This is a genomic window from Pseudoalteromonas sp. G4 (assembly GCF_028875915.1).
Taxonomy (GTDB): Bacteria; Pseudomonadota; Gammaproteobacteria; order Enterobacterales; family Alteromonadaceae; genus Pseudoalteromonas.
The window spans coordinates 32,567-58,801 of the sequence record NZ_JAPEHW010000018.1; the positions used below are offsets into that span (position 1 = coordinate 32,567).

19 protein-coding genes are annotated in these 26,235 nt (G+C 41.6%); 11 read left to right on the forward strand and 8 right to left on the reverse strand.

The window, feature by feature from the left end:
* Positions 1-111 precede the first annotated feature (111 nt).
* Entirely contained in the window at positions 112-1,692 is a 1,581-nt protein-coding gene (locus ON073_RS07975) for a methyl-accepting chemotaxis protein (protein ID WP_274761359.1), read from the forward strand.
* 101 nt (positions 1,693-1,793) lie between these two features.
* On the opposite strand, the gene ON073_RS07980 is transcribed toward ON073_RS07975, so the two are convergent.
* The 3 genes from ON073_RS07980 to ON073_RS07990 all read right to left on the reverse strand — a co-directional run bounded on the left by ON073_RS07980 (position 1,794) and on the right by ON073_RS07990 (position 5,590).
* Complete coding sequence (locus tag ON073_RS07980; protein WP_274761360.1) at positions 1,794-3,971, reverse strand: M3 family metallopeptidase; 2,178 nt, start codon at positions 3,969-3,971, stop codon at positions 1,794-1,796.
* Between the two features lie 78 nt (positions 3,972-4,049).
* Complete coding sequence (locus ON073_RS07985; protein WP_274761361.1) at positions 4,050-5,057, reverse strand: S66 family peptidase; 1,008 nt, start codon at positions 5,055-5,057, stop codon at positions 4,050-4,052.
* Complete coding sequence (locus tag ON073_RS07990) at positions 5,057-5,590, reverse strand: dihydrofolate reductase family protein (RefSeq protein ID WP_274761362.1); 534 nt, start codon at positions 5,588-5,590, stop codon at positions 5,057-5,059. Before ON073_RS07990 ends, ON073_RS07985 begins: the two co-directional genes overlap by 1 nt.
* A gap of 285 nt (positions 5,591-5,875) precedes the next feature.
* Between ON073_RS07990 and ON073_RS07995 the strand changes: the two genes are divergently transcribed.
* From ON073_RS07995 to ON073_RS08015, 5 genes are all read left to right on the forward strand, one after another.
* Entirely contained in the window at positions 5,876-6,601 is a 726-nt protein-coding gene (locus tag ON073_RS07995) for a substrate-binding periplasmic protein (RefSeq protein WP_274761363.1), read from the forward strand.
* A gap of 231 nt (positions 6,602-6,832) precedes the next feature.
* On the forward strand, positions 6,833-7,744 hold the full coding sequence (locus ON073_RS08000; RefSeq protein ID WP_274761364.1) for a DMT family transporter: 912 nt from the start codon (positions 6,833-6,835) through the stop codon (positions 7,742-7,744).
* An 86-nt stretch (positions 7,745-7,830) separates the two neighbouring features.
* On the forward strand, positions 7,831-9,876 hold the full coding sequence (locus tag ON073_RS08005; RefSeq protein WP_274761365.1) for a TonB-dependent receptor domain-containing protein: 2,046 nt from the start codon (positions 7,831-7,833) through the stop codon (positions 9,874-9,876).
* A gap of 140 nt (positions 9,877-10,016) precedes the next feature.
* Positions 10,017-13,457: a PAS domain-containing hybrid sensor histidine kinase/response regulator gene (locus ON073_RS08010; protein ID WP_274761366.1), complete on the forward strand. Its 3,441-nt coding sequence runs from the start codon at positions 10,017-10,019 to the stop codon at positions 13,455-13,457.
* Positions 13,458-13,646: 189 nt separating this feature from the next.
* Positions 13,647-14,888: an EAL and HDOD domain-containing protein gene (locus ON073_RS08015; RefSeq protein ID WP_274761367.1), complete on the forward strand. Its 1,242-nt coding sequence runs from the start codon at positions 13,647-13,649 to the stop codon at positions 14,886-14,888.
* Between the two features lie 310 nt (positions 14,889-15,198).
* Here ON073_RS08015 and ON073_RS08020 read toward each other — a convergent pair whose 3' ends face one another.
* The 5 genes from ON073_RS08020 to ON073_RS08040 all read right to left on the reverse strand — a co-directional run bounded on the left by ON073_RS08020 (position 15,199) and on the right by ON073_RS08040 (position 21,830).
* Complete coding sequence (locus tag ON073_RS08020; RefSeq protein ID WP_274761368.1) at positions 15,199-15,726, reverse strand: DinB family protein; 528 nt, start codon at positions 15,724-15,726, stop codon at positions 15,199-15,201.
* An 85-nt stretch (positions 15,727-15,811) separates the two neighbouring features.
* Complete coding sequence (locus ON073_RS08025; protein WP_274761369.1) at positions 15,812-17,260, reverse strand: hypothetical protein; 1,449 nt, start codon at positions 17,258-17,260, stop codon at positions 15,812-15,814.
* Positions 17,261-17,667: 407 nt separating this feature from the next.
* Positions 17,668-18,549, reverse strand: coding sequence for an NAD-dependent epimerase/dehydratase family protein (locus ON073_RS08030; RefSeq protein WP_274761370.1), 882 nt, complete (start codon positions 18,547-18,549; stop codon positions 17,668-17,670).
* Positions 18,550-18,735: 186 nt separating this feature from the next.
* Positions 18,736-19,407, reverse strand: a complete 672-nt coding sequence (locus ON073_RS08035; RefSeq protein WP_100914639.1) for a response regulator — start codon at positions 19,405-19,407, stop codon at positions 18,736-18,738.
* A gap of 110 nt (positions 19,408-19,517) precedes the next feature.
* Positions 19,518-21,830: a TonB-dependent receptor gene (locus ON073_RS08040; RefSeq protein ID WP_274761371.1), complete on the reverse strand. Its 2,313-nt coding sequence runs from the start codon at positions 21,828-21,830 to the stop codon at positions 19,518-19,520.
* Positions 21,831-22,088: 258 nt separating this feature from the next.
* Between ON073_RS08040 and ON073_RS08045 the strand changes: the two genes are divergently transcribed.
* The 5 genes from ON073_RS08045 to ON073_RS08065 all read left to right on the forward strand — a co-directional run.
* Positions 22,089-23,390, forward strand: a complete 1,302-nt coding sequence (locus tag ON073_RS08045) for a GntP family permease (RefSeq protein ID WP_010558366.1) — start codon at positions 22,089-22,091, stop codon at positions 23,388-23,390.
* A 9-nt stretch (positions 23,391-23,399) separates the two neighbouring features.
* A complete protein-coding gene (locus ON073_RS08050; RefSeq protein ID WP_274761372.1) occupies positions 23,400-24,575 on the forward strand; it encodes an E22 family MetX-like putative esterase in 1,176 nt (391 codons plus the stop codon).
* On the forward strand, positions 24,575-25,336 hold the full coding sequence (locus tag ON073_RS08055; protein ID WP_105172245.1) for a 3-hydroxybutyrate dehydrogenase: 762 nt from the start codon (positions 24,575-24,577) through the stop codon (positions 25,334-25,336). The genes ON073_RS08050 and ON073_RS08055 overlap by 1 nt, the downstream gene beginning before the upstream one ends.
* Before the next feature lie 9 nt (positions 25,337-25,345).
* Positions 25,346-26,050, forward strand: a complete 705-nt coding sequence (locus ON073_RS08060) for a CoA transferase subunit A (RefSeq protein ID WP_274761373.1) — start codon at positions 25,346-25,348, stop codon at positions 26,048-26,050.
* A partial coding sequence (locus ON073_RS08065) for a CoA-transferase (protein WP_342455410.1) occupies positions 26,050-26,235 on the forward strand: 186 nt, incomplete at its 3' end. The genes ON073_RS08060 and ON073_RS08065, both read left to right, overlap by 1 nt.

Below are 26,235 nucleotides of genomic sequence, written 5' to 3' on the forward strand. Positions count from 1 at the left end.
CTGTGTATACTAGCTTCCCCCGAATTGTACTCTGAAAAAGCTGCAGTACGCTTACTGTGTACTACAATTTATTTAACTAGATAATTTTTCTGATTTTTATTGGCGCGTGTTATGAAAAAAAATCAATCCCTCACAGGAAGTGAAGTAAAGTTAAAGTCGTCGCAACGAATTGTTTCAACCACCGATCTGAAAGGTCGTATTACCTACGCAAACCAAGACTTTATTGACATCAGTGGCTATCAAAGCGAAGAACTTATCGGTCACGGTCATAATATTGTCCGTCACCCTGGTATGCCAGCACTGGCTTTTAAAGATCTATGGGATACCATCAAACAAGGTAAACCTTGGATGGGTATTGTAGATAACCGTTGTAAGAACGGTGATAACTATTGGGTAGATGCTTACATTACTGCAGTGATGGAAGGGCAAAAAATTGTCGGTTATCAATCAGTTCGTTTAAAACCTGAAGAAGAATACCTGAAACGCGCTAAAGCGCTTTATGGTGCGGTTAACAATGGTCCAAGTATTGGTCAAAAGCTATCAAGTGCACTGTCGTTTAACTTGATGGGTAAATTGACTGTTTCAAGTGTACTTTCAGTGGCTATTCCAGCGTTAGTTGCTTTAATGTTTGGCTTATCGCTTAGTCACCTTTGGCCTTTAATCTTTGCTTTTATTCTATTTACAGTTTGTTCAGGGTTAATCGCAAAGCCTTATCAAACTGCAGCAAAGAAAGCGCGCGAGGTGTTTGATAACGATATTGCTAAGCAAGTGTACACTGGTAGAACCGACGAGTTAGGTCAGTTACAGCTCACAATCAAAATGCTGCAAACGCAACAAGAAACCATAGTATGGCGTATTAATGATGCAACCACTGGGTTAGATACCGTTGCACATAGCACGATGGATACTGCTGAAAAAACTAATCAATTAATGCAGCAACAAAATCGTGAAGTTGAGCAAGTTGCAGCGGCGATAAATCAAATGTCTGCCACAGTTAAAGAAGTGGCACAAAACGCTTCACTAACTGCTGAAGCGACTCAAGTTGCTGATAACGAAGTGGTTGAAGGTCAGCAAGTTGTTGACAGAACCACTGCAGATATTAACGAGTTAGTACGCGAAGTGGAATCAGCCGTAGCAGTTATTAACAAACTTGCTTCAGACAGTCAGCAAATTGGTACTGTGGTTGATGTTATCCGTGGCATTGCAGAGCAAACCAACTTACTTGCACTTAATGCGGCGATTGAAGCTGCAAGGGCGGGCGAGCAAGGCCGTGGTTTTGCGGTTGTGGCTGATGAAGTTCGCACACTTGCTGCGCGCACCCAATCTTCAACCGAAGAAATTCAGCAAATGGTCGCTACATTGCAGCAATCTGCTGGCGAGGCTGTTTCGGCAATGCAACAAGGGCAAAGTCGTGCAGAGCAAAGTGCCGAGCAAGCACAGCTTGCTAAAGCGTCGCTAAGCCGTATTTTGGACGCGGTAAATACTATTACCGATATGAGTGCACAAATCGCCACAGCTGCAGAAGAGCAGTCAGCAGTATCTGATGAAATTACAAAAAATGTAATTAATATTGATAACGCCAGTAAAGAAACACTTGAAGCGTCTGAACATGCTTATGAGTCAACTGAAAAACTGTTAAATGAAGCTGAGCGTTTAACGACAATGGCAAAGCAGTTTGGGCAGCATCGTTAATGTTTGTTCAAAAAACGTATTAACGTATTTTTAGTTGATACATTAAATTTGAAATTAAAAAAATGCCGCGATAATCGCGGCATTTTTATTGAGTTACTCGGTTATTTTACCGGGAAACCACGGTCACGCATCAGCGCTTCAACTTCAGCATCACGTCCTCTAAATAAACGATATGCCTCTGCTGGGTCCATTGCATTACGGATAGAGAATAAGTGCTTAACAAGTTTGTCAGCTAACGCTTTATCGTAAAAACCACCTGGTGCCTCAGCAAATGCTTCCGATGCATCTGATGTCAGTACTTCCGCCCATAAGTAGCCATAATAACCCGCTGAATAGCCTTCGCCTGAGAAAATGTGACCAAAGTGCGTGCTGCGGTGGCGCATCACAAGTTCACTTGGCATACCAATCGCATCCAGCTGCTCTTTTTCAAATTTAGCTGGGTCAATCTTTGCCGGATCGGTTGTGTGATATAGCATATCCATAATTGCCGATGCTAAATATTCTGTCGTTTTAAAGCCTTGATTAAAGGTTGCTGACTTCTTGATTTTAGCCACTAGCTCTTTAGGCATTGCTTCACCCGTTTTGTAGTGAACCAAGTAGTTGTTAATCACTTCATCCGTTGTTAACCAGCGCTCAAGTAATTGCGATTGGAATTCAGTGTAATCACGCACACCTGAATGCGATTTAGGGTAAGTAACTGTCGCTGATAAGAAGTGCAGCGCATGACCAAACTCATGGAAGTAGGTTTCAGCATCTGACCAAGAGATCAGAGTTGGTTCACCTTCAGGGCCTTTAACAAAGTTAGAGTTATTTGATGACAATACGGTTTTCTTACCATCAAATGTTGTGTGGCTACGATAGGTTGTTGCCCAGGCACCAGAGCGTTTACCTTTACGGCCAAACGGGTCAAGATACCAAAGACCAATGTGCTCGCCGGTGGTTTTGTCTGTAACATCCCATACGCGCACATCTTCATGGAATACCGGAACAGAGCCTGCAGCCACTTCTTTAAAGTCAAAATTAAATAAACGACCTGCAACATAAAACATTGCTTCACGTAGTTTATCTAGCTGTAAATACTGCTTAACTTCGTTTGAATCTAGGTCATATTTGGCTTTACGTACTTTTTCTGCGTAATAGCGGTAATCCCATGGTTCAATCTTAATATTTGCGCCTTCGCTGTCAGCAATCGCTTGCATATCAGCAACTTCTTCTTCAACACGCGCAATTGCCGCTGGCCATACTTTATCCATCAATGCTTTGGCATTTGCAGGGGTTTTTGCCATACGGTCTTCTAAACGCCACTGTGCATAGTTTTCATAACCTAATAACTGCATACGCTCATGACGAAGCGTTAAGATGTCTTTAATGGTTTGATTGTTATCGTACTCATCACCATTACCGCCACGGTTATAGTAGTTTTTCCATACTTGTTCACGCAGTGCGCGTTCATCTGAGTAGGTTAAAAACGGATCCATTGATGAGCGAGAGTTGGTGATAGCAAACAGCTCTGGTTTGCCACGCTCTTTCGCAGCAGCTTTTGCGGCAGAAACCAGTGATTCAGGTAATCCAGAAAGCTGCTCTTGCGTTAAAAATACTACATAGTTTTCTTCATCTGCTAATACGTTGTTAGCAAACTTAGTGTGAAGGCCTGCAAGTTCTTGGTTGATTTCTGCAAAGCGCGCTTTTGATGGCTTGTCTAGGGTAGCGCCATTACGTGCGAAGCTGTTGTAAGTTAACCAAGTAACGCGTTGTTGCTCTGCTGAAAGTGACTTAAGAGCTTCGCTTTCATACACGTTTTTAATACGTGCAAAGAGTTTTTCGTTTTGTGTAATTTTTGAATTGAAAGCCGAAAGCTTTGGCGCCATTTCTTTTTGAATAGCGCGGAATTCTGCGCTTGATACGTTTGAGCGCCAAATGCCATAGTAAGTGTAAACGCGGCTTAATAAACTACCAGAGCGCTCTAATGCAGCAATAGTATTTTCAAAAGTTGCCGGTTCAGGGTTATTTGCAATTGCATCTACTTCAGCCAATTTCTGCGCCATTGCTGCATCAAATGCAGGCTTTAGTTCGCTCAATTTAACTTTATCAAATGCTGGCACCCCATTATAAGGGCCGCTGAATTCAGCAAGAATCGCATTATCGTTTTTATTTTCTGCAGCAATTGTCTGCTCGACTACAGGAGCGGTATTTGTTGCAATAGGTGCTGACTTTTCGCCGCAGCCCGATAAAGCGAATACCGTCGCTATCGCAACAAGCGAAAGGTTACGTTTTTTCATTGTATGTTCCTAATATTCTATTTTTGAGCGCACTAACGCATGCTAAAAAGCTTTGCGCTTAAGTACAATGTTTTTGCGTTAAATGAGCGTTTGCTTAAGCTCAAGCTCAGGAGTTATCTCGCAGAGTGCGCCATTGATAAGCGTGAGGTTAGGTGCTTGGTGGCCAATATCCATATCAAATATAATAGGTATGTGAATTTCAGCTTGTTTTAACGCTTGGTAAAAATCTAACTGTTTATCGGCAATTGCTCCAGCATGGCGGCCAATTAAAAGTGCATTGATACGTGATAAGTGCCCTCTAAACTTTAGCATCAACAATGCGCGAAGCCATGCCGTAGGTGATAATTCGGCGTTTTCAATGTATAAAATAACGCCATCTTGCTGGTAGCTTTCGCAAAAGCTTGCAAGGTCAAAATAAGGGCTATCTAAGGTAAAAATAATGGTATCTAAACAACCGCCAATTAACCGTCCAGAAACGCTTTTATTGGGCCAGTTTAAGGTTTGCCAGTTTGTCCGTTCAGTTAAATTATAGGGAGTTTCTGGGTTTTCAATGATATTGCTATGTTCTTTCTCAAAATAGTTAGATGGGGTCTGAGAAAAACATTCCCCTTTACCCAAAGTAATTGCGTGGTAAAACGCCTGTGTTACATTATCTTGCTGATTGGGAACAAGCTGCATTAAGTTAGCTGTGTGCATGCTCGCCCAACCTAGGCGAATGGAAAGGGCAATTTGCAAGGTACTAACATCTGAAAAACCAATAATCCATTTTGGTTTAGCCGCTGCTAACTTGTCATAATCAAGTAAATCGAGTAATTCCATTGCAAATTCGCCGCCCCATGGTGGCATAATGGCATCAATACTGTCATCAAGGAGGTACTGCATTAGTTGTGAGGTACGTATTTCTTTAGGTGCGCTGACATGCTGGTGGTTATGGTTTAAATTGGGGTCTAGCACAAGCTTAAAGCCTAATGCTTCAAAATGGTCGAGTGCCAAGGTTAATCTTGGCTGAAATGCTTCAGCCACGCCGGACGAAAATGCACAAACAGCAATTTTACTGCCTGCAATCAGTGCATTGGGATACTGCATTACCTATCTCTTACATAATGGTTTTGCACCACTGTATCGATATACATCTGACTTTCCAATAGTTTAAAGCCTAAAGGTTCGGGTAAATCACCAAATAATGGATAACCACTACCTAAAAGAACAGGAATTCGTGTCAGGATCATTTCATCAACCAGGTCTTCTTTTAAAAAGCTTTGAATGGTTTTGCCACCGTCGATGTATAAGTTGTGATAGCCAAGTTCAGTTAAATTTTTAACGATGTTTTGCAGCTCACCATTAACTAAAAAAACTTTGCCTTCAAAGCCTTTGGGTACTTGCGTTAATGTGTTGGTAAGAACAAATACTGGTTTGCTATAAGGCCAATCAACATCAAAAGAAAGTACCATTTCAAAGGTGTTTCTGCCCATTAGTAAGGCATCAATGCCTTCGAAAAAAGCATCAAAACCAAGGTCATCTCCAGTTGGGTTTGGTAATTGATGTAACCAATCAATTTTATTATCTTTATCAGCGATATAGCCATCTAAGCTTGTTGCAATAAATACTTTATTTGCCATCTCAGTGTCTTCTTCTGTTGAACCAAAACTTATTGGAATTGTTATTTTATTTGGCTCAAAAAAAACATAGCCAAAGTGAACACTCAATAACTTAACGCAAAAATATTAATGGTGCTAATAACTGTTAGTTGTTTAAAGCTGTTAGCTAACTCATTAATTAGGAATAAAAAGCATCACAATGCAGCCTTTTTTTAATAAGTAGGCGCACTAGTCTTAGCTAAAATTTTAAACGAGCGAATTGTTCATCAACTTCTATACTTAATGTTGTTAATAAAGGGAGATAAGATGTTTCGCTCATTGCTTCTTATAAGCTGCTTATTTAGTTTTTTGTTAAAAGCAGAAAGCTATACCGTGCTTAGTTATCACAGCGCCAACCCTCCTTATAGTTTTGTTGAAAACAAAAAAGTGAAGGGGATTTTCCCTGATATCTTTAACCGTATCTCTGAATTAACAGGCCATCAGTTTAATTTTGTAAATTTTTCTGTTGCTCGAGGCCTTAATTTATTTGATCAAGGCAAGATAGATATTGAACCTGGGGTCAATCCTCTTTGGCGTCGTCATACAAAAACGCCTGGTATTTATAGTGACTTTTATGCTTCTTCTCGCGAAGTTGTTATCAGTAAAACACGCAACCAAGAGAAAGCTCCGGGGGATCTCTACGGTAAAGTGTTAGGCGTGGTTCGAGGTTATCGCTATGGAGCATTTGAACAACACTTTGCAGAAAATAAAATTTTAAAAGTCGATGCGCGCTCTGAACTCGAGTTATTAACGCAACTAAATCATGGTCGAATTGATTATGCCATCATGGGTGAAGCAACCGCGCTTTATTACCAAAAAGTAAACCATAAAATCCACTTAGCACCGGTGATGACGGTCAGTGAATTACCCGTCGCCATGCGTTTACAACCCAACTTATCTTCGCTTCAGCAAGAGCTTAGCCGTGTTTTACATGAAATGTCAGAAAACGGTGAAATAGAGAAAATTTACGCAAAATATGGGACGAAACCCTAGCTTTTCGAGTATGCTTAAGCCCTCTGTTCTTGCTTATGTATTTTATGAAGTACATTATTTTAACGCCCTTTCCTTTTGCTTTTAAAACAAAGGAATTTGGCGGTTTAAACTGGCTTTTACACATTTTAATATCTAATTGTGTTAAGTCGTTAAACTCATTTCTTCGATCCAGTATTAGCCGTCTATTTATCTGCTTAGGCTTTTTACACCATGATTTAAAAGGCCTTAAACATGACTAATAGACAGTTTTTTTTGTTACTTGTGCTTGCTGCTATTTGGGGTGCGTCATTTTTACTTATTCGTATTGCGGTTGACAGTTTTGCGCCAGTATTTTTAATTGAAGCGCGCGTATTATTTGCAGCATTAAGCCTCTCGTTGATTGCAATTTTTATGCGCCGAAAAGTAGTAATGAAAGGATTATGGCGGCACTACTTTTTTGTCGGGCTTTTTAATTCAGCAATACCTTGGATGCTATTTGCCTATGCAGCGCAAACACTCACGGTTGCAATGCTCGCAATTTTAAATGCCACAGCGCCAATTTGGGGTAGCTTAATAGGGCGAATATGGCATGGTGAAAAAATTTCTAAACAGGGGTGGTGTGGCTTCGGTCTTGGCATTTTAGGTGTCATTCTTATGGTGGGATTAGCCCCTGAAATGATAAATACCCAAAGCCTAAATGCGATATTTGCCGCAACATTTGCTGCTATGTGTTATGGCATTGCGACTAACTATACCAAACACGTAAAACACCAAGTCTCAGGTTTTGATACCTCTCATGGCAGTTTGTGGGCAACAGTGATTTTAATTATTCCACTGCTGCCGTTTTTCCCAATGAATCAAATGCCTTCAACCGATGAATGGCTAGCAGTGGTTATATTAGGTATTGTTTGTACTGGTGTGGCACTTATATTTTACTTTGATTTAGTGGCAGAAATTGGTTCAGCATCGGCACTGTCAGTAACTTTTTTAATTCCTGGGTTTGCTGCAATTTGGGGTTACATTGTGTTAGGTGAGGCATTAACCTTTAATGTGGTTGTCGGCATCATCACTGTCTTACTCGGTACTATGTTAGTAACCGGCTTTTCACCTATGCGTTTTTTTAAAAAACGTAAAGGGGATTTACACGCGCCAAGCAAACTGTGACATATTGTCGCAGTTTGCGCTTTTTGCTTTGTCTTTAGTAATCAGATTACAGAAAATTTGCGTTAGTTTGTATACGGAAATTTTTTATGAAAAGCACCTTAAACGCAATTACCTTATGTATTCTCTCGCTTCCATCTACGTTTGTATTGGCAAATGGCGAAATGGAAGTAATTACGGTTTCGACCCAAATACAACAATTCGAAATCTCGACTGAGCAGGCAACTGCCAGTGTCTCTTTACCTGATGTGTCCGATTGGTTGCTTTCGGTACCGGGGGCAAATGCCAATAAAAATGGTCAAATTTCCGGTATAGCTCAATATCGTGGTTATTATGGCGACCAAGTTGCGGTTGCAATTGATGGTGTTAAGCAAATAGGCGCAGGCCCAAATGCGATGGATGCGCCGCTAAGTTATGCATCACCTTTACTAATTGAGTCAGTTGATGTCTACCGAGGTATTGCCCCAGTAAGCAGTGCGCTAGACTCAATTGGTGGTGTGGTAAAAGTGCATCAAAAACGCGCAGCAGATATTGCAAGTCACGAGCGTAATTTGGCTGTAACGGGTACCTATCTTAATAACTTTGATGGTTACAATTTATCTGCTGTTGCAGGTGCCGGTTTTGATTCATTTGCAGTGAACAGTTATGTTGCCTTACAAAATGCTGATGATTATCAGGACGGTGATGGCAGAGAAGTACATTCATCACAAGTAGAACGATTGCAGTATGGTGTAGATGCAGCGTATCGCAATCATGCTTCAAGTATTGGGCTAATTTGGCAAAGAACAGATACCAAACCAACAGGTACTGTTGCGCTGCCAATGGACATTGATTATGTGGAAAGTGATCGCGTTAAGCTTGATTATCAAACTAATATTAATGACATATCCGTTGATGCTTACGTTGCTTACCATCAAGCAGAACATGGTATGGATAATTTTTCGCAAAGGCTTAATAACAATGGTCAAAAACACCGATACAACACAACGGATGTTGAGAACCTAAGTTACTTTGCGGCTGCAAAATTTGACCACTGGCAATTTGGTTTGGAGGGGTATGTTAGCGAACACGGATCGCGTATCACTAACCCAAACAACGCAATGTTTTTTGTAGAGAACTTCAATCACGTTGAAGATAACCGACATTCTTTATTTGCCGAGTGGCAAGCAAAAGCTAATAAGCTGAGGCATTTAGTCGGTGCACGTATTAAATATAATCAAGCCGATGCTGGGATTGTTTCAAGCTCGATGGCAATGATGAACCCTCATATTAAGGCGTTGCAAGAGCAATTTAATAAGGCGGATCGCAGCGTTTCCGACACCACAGTTGATATTAGCTACTCAGGTAAGTTGCAACATACCGACTATTTCGCTAGTGAACTTAGTTTTGGTTTTAAGCAGCGCGCGGCTTCTTATCAGCAACGTTACTTATGGTTGCCAATGCAGGCAACAGGTGGTTTGGCCGATGGAAAAACCTATATAGGTAATATTAATTTAAACCCTGAAACCGCCTATCAAGTGAATCTGGCATGGCAATATCAAGAAAATGGCCTTAGCATTTCGCCGCAAATTTTTTATCATCAAATTGACGACTATATTCAAGGCACACCTTCACAAAATATGGCGGCCAATATGGTTGGCACCATGATGGCAGGGGAGGCACCGCTACAGTTTAATAATATTGATGCCTATCTATATGGTGGTGACGTTAATATGGCTTGGCGTTTAAACAATGTATGGCAATTCACCAGTGTGGTGAGCTATGTAAAAGGGAAACGCGACGATATAAATGACGATTTATACCGTATTGCACCGTTAAATGCGCGAATTACAGCATATTATCGAGAAGGTAATTGGCAGTCTCAGTTAACCATCAGTGCGTATGCCAAACAAACACATGTCAGCGAGCTGAATAATGAAAAAGAATCAGCTGGTTACGGTACTCTTGATTGGCAATTAGATTACGATGTGAATACGCAGTTACGCTTAAACTTTGGTATCTCTAATTTATTGGATAAAGCGTATAGCCCGCATTTAAATGGTGTTAATCGTGCCATGGGAAGTAGCATTCAAGTGGGTGAAGCTGTGCCTGAAGTAGGCCGTAATGTTTTTGTCGGTTTTAACTACAGCCTATAATTTAAAAAGGAGCTTAAATGCTCCTTTAATAAAGATGGAGTATCACAGCAAAAAAATCGCAAATAGTACTAAAGTTATACGAGATTATTAGGTGTTTTTCGCTTAACCTAAGATTATGAGCTCTTATAATAACGATAATAATGCTTACAATTTGGTCTGTTAGTGCAATTGCATTTGTCTATTTGGCAGTGTTATTTGCGATTGCCTATTTTAGTGAAAAATACAAAGTTCAGTCATTTAAATCGCTGGTGTATGGTTTAACGTTAGCGGTTTATTGTACCTCTTGGTCATTTTATGGCACCACAGCGCAGGCGGCGAATAATGGCTGGTGGCTTGCTCCGACCTATGTTGGTAGTTTGCTTTTATTTATTTTTGGCTGGCAAGTGTATTTAAAGATCAGTGAAATTTGCCAAACTCATAAAATTACGTCTATTTCCGATTTTATTGCTACCCGCTACGGCCAATCTAGCTCACTGGCCAGTATTATCACCACTATTTCTGTATTTGCTATTATTCCTTATATTTCGCTGCAATTAAGCGCCATTAGCCAAAGTACACAGTTAATTGCTGGAAATAACACTGAGGCCACTCAGTCTATTTTTCAAGACGGTACGTTTTATATCACCTTAGTTTTGGCGGTATTTGCGATTTTGTTTGGTGCAAATAAGCTGCGTCCCAATGCCCATAATTTAGGGCTAATGAATTCCATAGCATTTGAATCTCTGCTCAAACTATTTGCTTTTTTAGCGATTGGTTTGTATGTCTGTTTTGGTTTATTTGAAAGCCCCAGCGCATTAATGCAAGCAGCAAAAAGTGCTGAGTTACAAAGCCAAGTTGCCGAGCACGGTAGCGCAAATTATGTCTATATCAGCCATATGATTTTGGGCTTATTGGCGATGTTGTGTTTACCGCGCCAGTTTCATGTCAGCTTTGTTGAACGAGATGATAAAACTGACATTAAAAAGGCGCGTTGGATCTTCCCGCTTTATTTATTGCTCCTTAATATTTGTACGCTACCGATTGGTTATGCAGGGCTGTTATTACTTGATCAACAAAGCGTTGCATTTGATACCTTTGTGTTGGCGCTGCCGCTAGCATTTGATAACCAAGGCTTAGCGTTGACGGCCTACTTGGGAGGCTTCTCAGCGGCCATTAGCATGGTGATTTTATCTGCCATTGTGCTTTCTGTGATGATCACTAACGATATAATTAACCCATTACTCTTAACCAAAAGCAAAGCTAAAAACACGCAGTCGGGCCTATCGCCAGAGGGCATTTTACTGGCGCGTAAAGCGGTGATATTGGGCGTGCTAATTGCCAGTTATTTTTGCCATAAGTTGCTAAGTGGCACCAATAGTTTGGCAAATGTGGGGTTGATGTCGTTCACCTTAGTAGCGCAGTTTGCTCCCGCTTTGTTACTTGGTTTGGTATGGCGAAGTGCCTCACGCAAAGCGGCAAAATACGCCATTTTAACGGGCTTTTCAGTATGGGCTTACAGCTTATTATTACCATCGATTGCTACCAGTTTAAATTGGCAGTCACCATGGCTGCAATTTGGCCCATTTGGTTTAGGCTTTTTGGCACCTGCGGATTTATTGGGGCTTGGTCTTGATAGTATTTCACAAACCTTATTGTTATCTCTTACCTTTAACACTTTAGTGTTTGTGTATATTTCACTTAAACGCGGCGCAGAAGTAGCTGAGCAACTGCAAGCTGAAAAGTTTGTATTTTCGGTAGAGCAACACCACGCAAATAACACCAAGCACCAGCTAAGTGTTGATGAATTAAGCCGGTTATTGCTGCGTTTTGTGGATGAAACAACCGGGCAACAAATTATTCAGCATTATTTTCCAGAACGCGGCGCTGCATGGTTAAAGCCCTCAGATGCGAAATTAGAAGCCGTTGTAGCTAGGGAAATGGCCGCGGTTATTGGCGGTGCATCAGCTAACTTGATACTAACTGCTGCCAAAAATAAACAACATGGCCAATTAAGCGAAGTGGCAACCATTGTTGATGAAGCAAGCCAAGTGCTTAAATTTAATCGCGATTTATTACAATCAACAATAGAGAACGTTAACCAAGGCATTAGCGTGGTAGATGGTGATTTAAATCTAGTGGCGTGGAATAGTGTGTATCAAACCATGTTTAACTACCCTGAAAACGCACTTTATATAGGCCGCCCCATTGCCGATATTATTCGCTTTAATGCCGAGCGCGGTTTATTTAAAGCAGACGACATTGAAAGCGAAATCGCTAAACGTTTAGCTTTTTTAAAAACCGGAAGTGCTTATAAATATCAGCGTGATCATCAAAATGGCCGAGTATTTGAAATGCAAGGCAACCCACTGCCAAGCGGTGGCTTTGTAACTACCTTTAGTGATGTAACTGAATTTGTTAATACCCAAGATGCGCTGAAAGAAGCCAATACTAATCTTGAGCAAAAGGTTAACGAGCGCACCCATGCATTAACGCAAGCAAACTTAGAATTAGCCCAAGCAACTGAAAGTAAAACCCGATTTTTTGCTGCGGCAAGTCATGATTTATTGCAGCCCTTTAATGCCGCCAGCTTATTTTGCTCAGTAATGGAGGAAAAGTCGCAAGGGACAGAGCTTTCAGAACTTGCGAGTAATATTAAAAACTCCCTCACCTCAGCGGAAGAGTTACTAAGCAGTATTTTAGAGTTAACAAAACTCGAATCTGGCAGCTTAAAAATCGAAAAAAGTGAATTCTCGATTGCCAAACTACTCACCCCACTTAGTGCGGAGTTTTCAGCACTTGCCAGTGAAAAGGGGCTTAGTTTTATTGCGCAATTTGATGATGTGATAGTCAGTTCTGACCGCACTTTACTGCGCCGTGTTGTGCAAAACTTATTAAGCAATGCGGTGCGTTATACTCAATCGGGTAAGGTGACACTTTGTGCCAAGAAAGCAGGAGAGCACCTAGAGTTATCGGTAAAAGACACCGGGCCTGGCATTGCTAGTGAAGATCAAATGCTTATTTTCCAAGAATTTAAACAACTCGATGGTCAAGATAAAGCACAGGGGCTAGGCCTTGGTTTAGCCATTACAAAACGTATTTCAGATGCGCTTAATTTGGATTTGAGATTGCAGTCTAATATCGGGCAAGGTGCACAGTTTTCAATTCGCTTGCCAATTGCAGCGGCAGGTAGTCAAAGCCAAGAACTGTCGCTTAATCCAATAAATACTGAGCAGGCAGCAAGCTTCGTTGGCTTAACTGTATGGCTCATAGATAACGATGAAACAGTTTTACAAGCCTTAGCAAAGCGTTTGCAAACGTGGGGCTGTGATGTGCAAACGGCAACTAATGAAGCGCAGTTAACGGCACTTAAAGAGAGTAAATCATTGCCTATGTTGATAATTGCAGATTATCACCTAGATGATGGTGTAACCGGTGTGGAATTACTCGACAAGTGCGGCTTAAGCCATGTGCCTTGTATTATAAATACCGCCGAGCATGATGAATCAGTACGCGAGCTGATAAGTGATGCGGGTTACCCACTTTTATATAAACCAGTTAAAGCGCCAGCGTTAAAGCGTTTAATTAAAAAGTTATGTGCTTAAAAGGGCAGTGGTTTGGTTAAAAGGCTGATATTACTTATGGTCAATTAACTCCAAACCTTAGAGATTCTATTTGCTCAAAAACTACAGCTGTCGTAACCTAAATAAAGGTGTTGATATTTTAATCAGAACTGTAGTAGATATAATTTAAAACATTTTGTTAGATTCTGCTCTACTCAATTGGCTGTACTTATGACGAAACCTGTAACCCAGTTTATTGCACGACAAGCCATTCTTGATGCATCGAAGCAAATATTTGCTTATGAGTTGCTGTATCGAGATTCAGACAATAATGCCTTTCCTGTTGGCGTTACCGATGAACAAGCTACAGGGCGGGTGTTTTTTAACTCACTTATTTTAGTTGGCAAAGATAAATTGGTTGCCAATCATTGTGCATTTATAAACTTATCTGACACAACATTACTGCAAGAAATACCGCGACTAATCACACCCGATAATCTTGTGCTTGAAATTGTTGAACGCTCGCAGAATATCGAAGAATTGCTAGAAATTGTGAAATCGCTTAGAAAACAGCACTATAAATTTGCCCTAGATGACTATGACAAAGACCCAAGATGGGAGCCTTTGTTGCCGCATATGTCATACGTTAAATTAGAGCTAGAACAACCAATTATAAAAACCACCACCTTAGTTAAAAAGCTCAAGCGTTTATACCCAAAACTTAAAATTGTTGTTGAAAGAATCGAAACCTACGACGAGTTTAAATATTTACAAGGCGCGGGTGTTGATTTGTTTCAAGGCTTCTTTTTTGCCAAACCCGAAATGTTAACCCATGGCAATGTTGAGCCATCAAAGTTGGTGGTGTTTGATTTATTAAAATCGACAACGGAGCCAAACCTTAACTTTAAAGAAATCGAAAGTAAGATTGCTAAAGACTTAAGCCTTACTGCGCGCGTTTTAAAACTCGTTAATGCCCGCTCTGGCCTTGATAAACAAGAAATGAAGTCGATTTCGCAGGCTGTGGTGTATTTGGGAGAAGACACACTAAGGCAGTTTATTCGTGTGTTAGCGCTCAGTGATTTGGGTATTGATAAGCCATCAGAATTAACCAAGTTTGGCTTAATGCGAGCAAGGTTTATGTCGCTATTTCTAGCGCCGGGTGGTATTGAGATGGCCGAAGAAGGCTACCTGATTGGTTTAATGTCTATTTTAGGCGCCGTATTAGATATGGATCTAAATACCGTTATTAGCGAATTTTCGTTAGATAGCAATTCAAGCGGCGCGCTATTAAATTATGAAGGGCTATTAGGTGGTGCATTAAAAATCGCGATAGCGATTGAAGAGAATAATTGGCAAGCAGCAGAGTCCATTTTAGCTGAAGTAAGACCTGCAACACCCATTTCAAGTATTTTTGAATTGGCAGAGCAAAGCCGTACTTATGCAGATGATGTGTATGCGGTTGTATCAGGGTAAGAAGGGGTAGAGTTCGCGCTTTAAAACGTTAAAGAATCGGTTTTAAACTGCTCAAGTGGAATAAAGGCCGCTTTTCCACCCCATTTAATTTTTGATATAGAATTTAGCCATATTTGTCTTTGCTTCTAACATCTTACAAAGATTAGAAGCAACCATAAGGCGGTTTCGTTGTAACTTAATTTGAGTTTAGCAGTGACCGATGGAACCAAGCCTTATGGATAAATCATTATTCAAGGCTACTTTGTGCTAGTTACCTTGAGGCAGCTAAATGACAAATACTGGAGGTCGATTGCAGCGTCTTATTATGCCGTTATTCACTGGGTATAAGCGCCAATAGATCAGTTTCACCAACATCAATGCCAGATTGAAATAGCATTGTCGTTACTTGCCCTCTATGATGCGTTTGATGATTAAATAAGTGCTGGATAATAAAACCAAGATTTTTTGTAAATTTTTTGCCTTTGGTATTGATGTAGTCTAACTCGCTCAAGATTGATTCTTCCGAAATCTCATTAATGAAATTGATTATGGCTTCATCAATAATTTTTCGAGATTGAGCTAAAGACTCTAAATCTGGATGAACAATCTCACTCAAAGAAACCGGATCAGCAAATTCCTTGATCAGTTTAAGCGATTCAAAACTATCTGGGTGATTAGATATGCGTTTAAGCCAAATAATGTCACCGACCAAAATATGATTAAGGGTACCAATAATTGAATTAAAATAGGCTCCCTTATCTTTCGATAGGTCTTCGGGAGCTAGCTTATTGGCAGAATCATAGATTTTTTGATTTATCCACAAATTATAGTTGGCTAATAACTCAAAGTTTGATTTCACTAAATATACTCTCCAAGGGCATAACGAGCGCCGCGAAAAACCAGTCCGTCAACATGCGCTTGTTATGAGCGAATACCATGCAGGGCTATACTTTAGCTTTGGACTTTATTTTTCCTGGCTTATCGAACTCTATCTCATTTCCGGCGACATTCATTTTTAACTTGGAGGCACTTCCAAGTAATGCTGATGCCAGCTCATCCGAAGGGTGTATAACTTGTTCTAATTCTTTAGATTCATTCACAAATAGGTTTTTAGTGATACTTTCTAGTAACGCGGTTGGTATAGCTGAATCAGTTTCCTTTCTCCACTCTAGACAGCTCTCTAAAACCCAATTCGCTCTATTTACGTCTATATAAAATTGCTGCATCTGAAACTCAGAATGAGAGTGTTCTTCTGCCCATCGATTTTGCCATTTGATATAGTAAAGGATCGATCCAATTAGACCGAATGAGAAAAGTGCCATCCTTATCCATATCCAATGAAGGGCTGAGCGATCGACATCTGTCGCAGATACTTTGGCCCATGTTTCAGGCTGTATACCCAGTTTCTCTTTCCCATCCACCCCGATCGCAGATACATTACGAATTGCCTCAAGCTGGAACATTGTCTCTTTGTGCACGCTCCCCGCTTCCCAGAAGGTAAAACCCAGCAACAGTCCAAATGTTATAATAAGAGCTAACATACCTATAAAAACAGGTGTTCTTTTCTTCCCTGTAGCTTCAGATACACCAAAGTTTTCAATTCTAGACTTAACATCATTAAGCATATTGTCGCGGATTTCTCGACGAACATGCGTATTATCCCGGTCATCCAGTAGGGAAGCCCTTTGATCAAGCTCGGATTTCAGGTTTTCTAAATCTGAAAGCCTTTTCTCATGACCCTCATCCAAAGATGCCTTTTTACTATCAACTTGCTGATTTAGCTCACTATTCCTTTCAGTATACTTTTCTTCTAATTCCCTAAGCTTCTCTAGATAGGAACTTTCTAACTCCTGACTTTTTTCCTGTGTTTTAACCAGCAAATCTGCATTTAGCTTTTCCAGCCTTGAAAGCATCGAGTTGTGTTGACTTAATAGTGCCTCATACTCAGACGGTAAATTAGAAGAAATTAGATTTGGAGTAGATGTAGAGCAAAGCTTGCCCTGTAAATACTTAGATATTTCCAGCTTCTGCTCGGGCGTTGCATTTTGGGGAGCAGCCACGTTGTTGTTAGTATTTTGACTCTGTATATAGTCAAACACTGGTGATGGTGTTGGTAGAAGTTCGCCACGCGTGAACGTGATGGTGCTGTTTTTCAGTTGAACGATAATCTTATTTATTAAATATGTTTCGTCTTCGGTCAATGCCTGCAAAACAGGACTAGTATAAAAGTCTTCAAATACCTGATTACGATTCACAGCAACTGAATCATTTGTAGCTAGCTGAAAGCTAATTTGAAATATAATCTGTTCGTTTTCTTTGCACAGCTCTTCAAATACATTCAATAACCTTCTGTCAGGTTCGCGCTGCACAAAAAAACCGGGCTGATTACTCATACTCTTTATTCCTTTATTTATCTTTGGCTAGCCAACAATTGCCGACTCATAACAGCTTATTAGTGCACATTTCGATTTAAGGAAGTTATTCACAACCTAAAATTTCCAGACCAATAAGTAATTTTATTTAATATTATCAGTAGATTATCAGTAGTTTTTTGCCCTAGCAATTTATAATTTGGTTTAGATAATCGAGTCATCACTTAATCGCGCCATTAGAGGACCGTTATGAAATGTTACTCTTAAGTATTTACCCATTTAAATCAGTAGATTAAATTTTTCATTTAGATACTCGCGCCAAAAAAATTTATATAACGTGCCATGTTCATAAGCAAAAGTGGATGTTTGATTGGGTAATATGCTGTTTGAAGTTAGTTTGAACAATCACCAGTATTGTTCATTACTTCTCAGCGCTGTTTTAAAACGGGTAACACTTCAGCTATTTCACTATCTAACATATCTAGTACACTCGCGAAGCTATGCTTTGGCTGCCAACCTAACTTGTTTTGTGCCGCTGATGAGTCATATACGCGGTCTAAGCTTGTTGGTAAACGCCATCCTCTTTGCTCAAATGCTGCCGCTAATTCTGGGCACTTTTCTTTTATGACTTCACTTGCATGATTGTAAAGGTGTTCGCAGTCATTTTGATTAAATGGGGTAAACCCAGAAATAATGAAACGATTAAATCCGTTTAATCGTTTATTTATGGCACATGCATGCGCACTTGCGACATCACGCACATCTATACCGCGAGTAAGACGATAGATTGCCATTAAGTCTGCGGGCTCTGGAAAACATCGAGACATTTGTAATACGGTAACTGGAAGATTGAAGAGCCTTGAAATTTCATTCAGCTTGTTTTCTGCAAGTATTTTACTTTTATGGTAGATAGACTTAGGTTGTGGCTTAACTTGCTCTGTAATCCAACTGGTTTCGCCTTCAGAAGATGAAGCATAACCATAAAGTGCGGTTGTACTGGTAAAAACAAAGTGCTTAATGCCTGCTTTGATGCCAGCTAAGGCTAGCTTTTCGGTTGCATCGACATTGACAGCTAAAAACTCATCATCAGCCATTAGTCCAACATGGGGTGCATGAAGTGCTGCGGTATGAACAACAACATCCACACCTTCAAGTGCTTTAGAAATTAATTCGCCATCGCAAATATCACCGATAACGTCTAACGTTGAGCAAGGGGTTTTATCCAAGCCTACCACATCATGATCTTTCATTAATTTGATATACATAGCACGCCCGACTCTTCCTGCAGAACCTGTTACCAATATTTTCATTTTTGTGCCTTTTACTATGTGAAATGCGATGCAGCCATCTAAGTATTATGAGGTAAGCAGATTATAATTGTAACTGAGTGAAATTTTTCAAATTTATACTAATAAGGATTTCAACGCGTTGTAGCGTTCAATTGTGACTTTGAAAGCCGTTGCTGAGATTCCCTTCGACTTTATCAAATCAGATAATCAAGCAAAGCCTTCGGCGGATTTGGTATCTACTTGGCTGAGTTGATTAAATAAAATGCCGGCTTGGGTGCGGTTGTTTAGGCCAAGTTTACGTAAAATGGCGGATACATGTTGTTTTACAGTGGTTTCTTGCACTGACATTTCATATGCAATTTGTTTGTTTAACAGGCCATCGGCGATCATTGCCAGTACCTTGTATTGCTGTGGCGTAAGCTTTTCTAAGTTTTGTGCAAATTCAGTTTGTTCGTTATCGATTGGGTGGGCTTCTAGGTCTAGATTTTCAGGCAGCCACGTGTCGCCATCAATCACAACTTCAATGGCTTTGCCAATATTGCTCAGCGAGGTCGATTTTGGAATGTAGGCGCAGGCACCTGCTTCCATGGCGTGGTTGATGATTTTTGCGTCTTCTGTTGCCGATACCATAATCACTAAAATATCAGGGTATTGGTTGCGAATTTGCGTGAGCCCCTGTAGGCCTTTGGCGCCAGGAATATTTAAATCGAGGAAAATGAGTTCGGTTTCTGGGTGAGTTTCCAGCAATGAAAACAAGCTCGCTAAATCATAACACTCTTGAATATTATCTTTTTCGAGATAGTTTGCCGCCGCTTGGCTTAAAGCGCTGCGAAATAGCGGGTGATCATCTGCGATAATGGCTTTCACTTGCGTTGTCATCCAATTAACTCCAATTCTTCCTGTTATAAGGTATTCGAAATACGGTTACAAGCATTTCCCCAAAGCTGGGCCACCGCACTAAGTGTTGGTGACCCAAGGGGGAGTGTTAATTAAAAGCGGTAATTAACGGTGAGCGTAACGGTACGCGGGTCGCCGTAATAACCAATTAAGGTATTGTCACCACCTAACCCCGGCGTATATTTGCTTGTATCCGTTGGGTCTGTAGGATCAGGGGTGACAAATTGATACCCACCAACAAGGTATTCTTCGTCGGTGAGGTTTTTACCAGTGAGTGATGCGCTCCAGTGGCCATCATTCGAGTACCAAGTAACCCCTAAATTCACTAAACCGTAGGCATCTTGCGAAAGTAGGCTGGCTTCTTCAAACAGCACGTAATCGCCGCGGTGGTAGTAGTTACCATTTACTACAAAGTCACCAAAAGTTGATTCAATTGAATAATCAAATCCGAGGTTAAAGGTTAAATCTGGGGTATTGGCGATATCAAATTGGTCTGATTTATCAAACTCTTCGCCCGTTTCTGGGTTGGTGTCTATCACCTCAGTAAACTCTGCATCGATGTAACCAAGCGAGGCATTAAAATTAAGGTTGTCAGTGGCAACATAGGTAAATTCGGCTTCAATACCTTGTGACTCTGAGCGGCCAATATTGCCAAGGCGTTGGTTAAGATCGGCTGAGGTTTCGCCCGGTAAAATCGAAATATACTGGCGGTCTTTATGCAGTAATGAGAACAAGGTGATATTAGCACGCAGATTATTGTTCCACTCGCTTTTCATACCGAGTTCAAATGAGTCTACAATCTCTGGGTTGGCAGCGGGCTCTGCAGTTGTTGCACGCGGGTTATAAGTACCCGACTTAAATCCTTGTGCGTAACTTGCAAAAAACATCATGTCATCTGAATGTTGATATTCCACACCAAGGCGTGGCGTAAAGCGCGACCAATCTTCGTTATCGTTAAGTACTTCTGGTACTAATTCGCCTGCTGGGCGCTCATAACCTGGGATCCAACCTGAGTATGGGTAGACAGTGGCAAATACTAAGCCATTGTTTACGTTTGCTTCTTTTTCATCTTGGGTATAACGGGCACCAAGGGTTGCCGACCACTGCTGGTTAAAGTAGTAGCTGCCTTGAATATACGCGGCTTTACTTGATGAATTATTACAACCTGATACTTCACGGGTTAACCCCGGCAATGAAATGGCATTACCTAGTACTTCTAAAATGGCTTCAAACTGGCCGCATGATTCGCCATCATAGTAATAAAGGCCCGACACCAATTTGTAGTTTTCACCAGCGTGGTTTAGTTGTAATTCATGGCTGGTTTGATTGTCGTCATACACAGCTGGAACATCAAAAATGCGAAGCGGTGTATTATCAAAGTCGATATTAGTTGGCGAATAGCTTTCACGCTTCGATGCAACGTATTTTACGCTAGTGGCATCTGTTAAATCCCAATTGGCAAGTAGGCTGTAGCCTTCAAGTTCTACTTTGTTCCAGGTTGGTAAACTGGTGTACGAATCGTATACGCTATTTGGCACTGGCGCATTTGTTAATAAACTTGGTAGTAAACGGTAACCGCCTTTGGCGTTTGATGTATCGTCGGTTTTATCCCAATTTAAGCGGAAGAATAAATCTTCATTGGCATGCCATTCGAGTGTAACGCGGGCAGCTTCCACTTCTTTGTTGTAGTTTTCGGTATCTTGATTTGGTAAGTCTGATTGTAAATATTCACCAAACCCGTCACGGTTTAAGTTGGCATAACCAACACCAACATAAAGGGTGTCTTGAATAAGTGGGTATTGCCCTGTGAGTTTTACATCGCGCTGGTTATAACTTCCTACGCTTGCCGATACATTAAATGACGCATCGCCAGTCATTTCTTTAGTTACGTACTTAATGGCGCCACCTATGGTGTTTTTGCCATACAGTGTGCCTTGCGGACCGCGTAATACTTCAACGCGTTCAACATCAAGTAAATCAAGCACGGCACCTTGCGGGCGCGCTAAATACACATCATCAATGTAAATACCTACACCTGGCTCGTAGCCCCAAAGCGGGTCTTGCTGGCCAACACCACGAATAAACGCGGTGATGGTCGAATTTGTGCCACGGCTACGTTGCAACGTGGTATTGGGTGAAAACTGCTGTACTTCAATCAGTTCGGCAATGCCTTTTTCGGCAAGCTCGGTTGCACCTATTGAGGTAACTGCCACTGGCACTTGTTGAAGGTTTTCGACGGTTTTACGCGCGGTTACTTGAATGCGTTCAAGCTCTGCTTTTTTCTCGCCGTTTTCCTGTTGATTTGCAAATGTAGGGGTTGCTAATGCCAATAATACAGCGCCACTTACTGCAGACAGTGAGCGCAGGCAAGCGTGTTTGCTGCTGTTGATATTTGCCTTGGTCATAATGTTGTTCCTATCTTTATTGTTATACGTTACATCGCACAGCCAAGTCAGTTACCAATCTAGTGGGTAATCTTAAAAATAGCTTTAGCACTATAGTACTACCCACTGTTAATTTGTTGTTTTTAAATGATAAATCGTTCACGTATAACTATAGTGCTATTGTTTAAATCGCCACCCTTAGCCACATTGATAGTCAGCAGTAATTTGACGCACTAGCAGCCAAGTCACCCTTGTTAGTGATTCAAATAGGAAGATTTTATGTTAAGTATGCTTGGCCTGATTGGCGGTCTGGCGCTTTTGATTGTGTTAACGCTGCGCGGCATGAATTTATTTATTGCCGCGCCAGCATGTGCACTGATTGTGGCGCTCACCAGTAATTTGGCGATTTTTCCAAGCGCTGGCGCTGATAATTTTATTCAAGGCTATATGAATGGCTTTGCGAATTTTGTTAGTGCATGGTTTTTTATGTTTTTGCTTGGCAGTTTGTTTGGCAAATTTATGGAAGACACTGGCGCTGCCGACAGTGTCGCTCGCTATATTGTTGATAAACTCGGTATGAAACACGCGGTACTGGCAATCGTCATTGCGTGTGCCGTATTAACCTATGGCGGTGTTAGCGTGTTTATTGTGGCGTTTTCGGTATACCCAATGGCGCTGTCGCTATTTAAAGATGCCAATTTACCGCGCCGTTTTATTCCGGCTACGTTGGCATTTGGTTCGGTTACCTTCACCATGACATCCGCAGGTTCGCCTGAAATTCAAAACTGGATCCCCATCAAGTATTTAGGCACATCACCTTATGCTGCGTGGGAAGTGAGTTTGGTTGTAGCAATTTTTATGGCGTGTTTTGGCTACTGGTGGCTGAAAAAAATGATTGGTAAAGCAGTGGCTAATGGTGAGCAGTTTGAAGCGCGCGATGACGACCCAGAAATCCCCGAGCGTGATTATCCACACCCAGTAACTGGGCTTATTCCGTTATTAGTGGTATTGGCACTGTCCTTTATTTTGCACGACAGCTTACAGCAGGCTGCCTTGATTGTGGCGTTGTTAGGTGGGGTATTGTCGATTGTGGTGATTAACTTTAAGCACTTTCACAATCTTGCCAAAGCCACCACTGAAGGCACTAATGGCGCACTTATTGCGATTGGTAATACCGCTGCTGTTGTGGGTTTTGGTGCGATTGCTAAATCGTCAGAAGCGTTTACCGTGGCGGTCGATCTAATGACGCAAATTCCAGGCAATGAGCTGATTGGTGCTGCGGTAGCGGTGAGTGTGATTGCGGGGTTAACTGGCTCAGCCTCGGGCGGGCAAGCCATTGCACTGCCATTAGTAGCGCCGCATTATTTAGATGCAGGGGTTAACCCTGAGCAATTACACCGTGTGGTGTCAATTTCATCGGGTGCACTCGATACCTTGCCACACAATGGGTATGTGGTAACCACCATTCGCGCAATTTGTAAAGAAACCCATCAAGCGGCATATTGGTCTATGGCGGCATTAAGTGCGGTGGTACCGTTACTTGGCGTTGTGTTGGCGTTGTGTTTGTTTATTTGGTTTTAAGGGCTGATTATGAAAATAATAAAAATGATTACTTTGGTGTTTTTGCTACTGTGTTTGCACGTAAATGCCGAAACGCTACTTGTTGAAAAACAAACATTTACTACACAAAACTTTAAAACCTTTGGCGGTAAAAATATTGCCGAAGTAAAGGTAGGTTTTGAAAGCTACGGCACACTTAATGCCGAAAAAGACAATGCTATTTTAATTACCCATTTCTTTTCGGGTAATTCCCACGCTGCAGGCAAATACGCTGAAAGCGATGTGCTACCAGGTTATTGGGATGCGATTATTGGCCCCGGCAAAACCATTGATACCAATAAATATTTTGTCATTAGTGTGGATTCACTCGCGAATGCCAATGTAAATGATGGTCGCACCATTACTACAGGTCCTGCTTCAATTAATCCTGCCACAAACAAACCGTATGGCCTTGATTTTCCGGTGGTGACCATTCGCGATTTTGTTAACGTGCAAAAGTTAGTGCTTGAGAGTTTAGGCATACAAAAACTGCATGCGGTGATGGGCGCATCAATGGGGTCGTTTCAAGCGCTTGAATGGGCGGTAACTTACCCAAATTGGGTTGGCAAATTAGTTCATGTGATTGGCGCTGGCCAAATGGATGCGTGGAGTGTATCGGCGCTAGAGCATTGGGCATTGCCAATTCGTTTAGATAAAAACTGGAATAACGGTGATTACTACGGTAAACGTGCGCCTATCGACGGGTTAACTGCCACTATGCTCAACATCACCCAAGATGCGATGCACCCGAATATGTTTGCGCTGAGCTTCCCTAATTTTAAAGTGATGGATAAAGGCGCACTTAACGATATTCGTACTCAACCTGAGGTAGTACAAACCCTGTTAAGCCGCGCCAAACTTCGCGCTAAAACGCAAGATGCCAACCATGTACTTTATTTAGTGCGCGCATCGCAGCTGTTTGTAGCAGGCCATCAAGATGACTACTTAACAAGCCTTAGCAAAATTAGCGCACCGAGTTTAATTATTCCTGCCAGCAAAGATTTACTGCTGCGCCCAGAGATGGGTCGTAATCTTAATAGCGCATTAAAAGCGCAAGGAAAACAAACCGATATGGTAGAGCTCACCGGCGATTGGGGTCATTTAGAAGGGCTATTTGCAATCTCTTCACAAAAAGAACGTATTCAAGCGTTTTTGGAGGCCAAATAATGAATAAACATATTTTGATCACCGGCGGTGCCAGTGGCATTGGTTTGGGCATTGCAGAAGCACTTGCCGATAGCGACACCTTAATTACCGTAACGGATTTAAACCAAGATGCTGCACTTGAGGCGGCAAAAAAACTCAGTAGCAAAGGCTACCACGCACTTGGTGTGGCACTTAATGTGACCGACGAAGCAGCGATTATTCAGCTACTTAGCGAACTGCCTGCACCGGTTGATGTGTTAATTAATAATGCGGGTATTCAACATGTTGCGGCGCTTGAAGAGTTTCCGCAAAACCAGTGGCGTTTGCTGGTGGATGTGATGCTTACGGGCACGGCTCTAATGACCAAAGCCGTATTACCTAGTATGCGCGAGCGCAATTTTGGCCGCGTAATTAATATTGGCTCAATTCATAGCTTAGTGGCGTCGCGTTTTAAGTCAGCCTATGTGGCGGCCAAGCATGGTTTAGTAGGCTTTTCAAAAGTGATGGCGTTAGAGACCGCCGAGCACGACATTACCATTAACACCATTTGCCCAGCGTATGTAAAAACCCCACTGGTTGAAAAGCAAATTGCCGATCAGGCAAAAAACCACGGCATTAGCGAGCAACAAGTGATTGAGCAAATTATGCTCGCGCCAATGCCTAAAAAATCATTTATCGATATTGCAGAAATCGCTCACACAGTGCGTTTTTTAATGGCGAAAGAGGCGTGCAATATTACCGGGCAAACCTTGGCGCTAGATGGCGGCTGGACCGCACAATAGGAGTTTAAAATGGCAGGATTTAATAAGGTAGTTTCAAGTTACAGTGAGGCAATGGCTGGGCTTGAAGATGGCATGACGGTGATTTCGGGCGGTTTTGGCCTGTGTGGTATTCCAGAAGGTTTAATTAATGAAATTAAGCGCCAGCAAACCAAAGAGCTCACGGTAGTTTCAAACAACTGTGGTGTTGATGGCTTTGGTTTGGGCATTTTGCTTGAAGACAAGCAAATTAAAAAAATGGTGTCGTCGTATGTGGGTGAAAACGCTTTATTTGAGCAGCAACTTTTGGCGGGTGAATTGGAAGTAGAACTCACTCCACAAGGCACGTTGGCTGAAAAAATGCGTGCAGGTGGTGCAGGTATTCCGGCATTTTATACGGCAACAGGTGTGGGTACGCTCGTTGCCGAAGGTAAAGAAGTTAAACAATTTAATGGCCGCGATTATTTGCTTGAGCCAAGTATTGTTGGTGATTTTGCCATTGTTAAAGCGTGGAAAGCTGACCGTTATGGCAATTGTGTTTATCGCCATACTGCAATGAATTTTAACCCCATGGCAGCTACCGCAGGCAAAATTACCGTGGTTGAAGCTGAAGAAATTGTTGAGCCCGGCGAGCTTGCGCCAAGCGAAATCCATACCCCGGGTATTTATGTAAACCGCGTTATTAAAGGTGAATTTGAAAAGCGCATTGAGCGCGTTGTAACACAGGAGCAAAACTAATGGCGTTAACCAGAGAACAAATTGCACAGCGTGTGGCACGTGAACTTGAAGACGGTTTTTACGTAAACCTTGGCATTGGTATTCCAACACTTGTGGCAAACTTTGTACCTGATGGCATCGAAGTAATGCTGCAATCAGAAAATGGGTTACTTGGAATGGGGCCTTACCCAACAAAAGACCAAGTA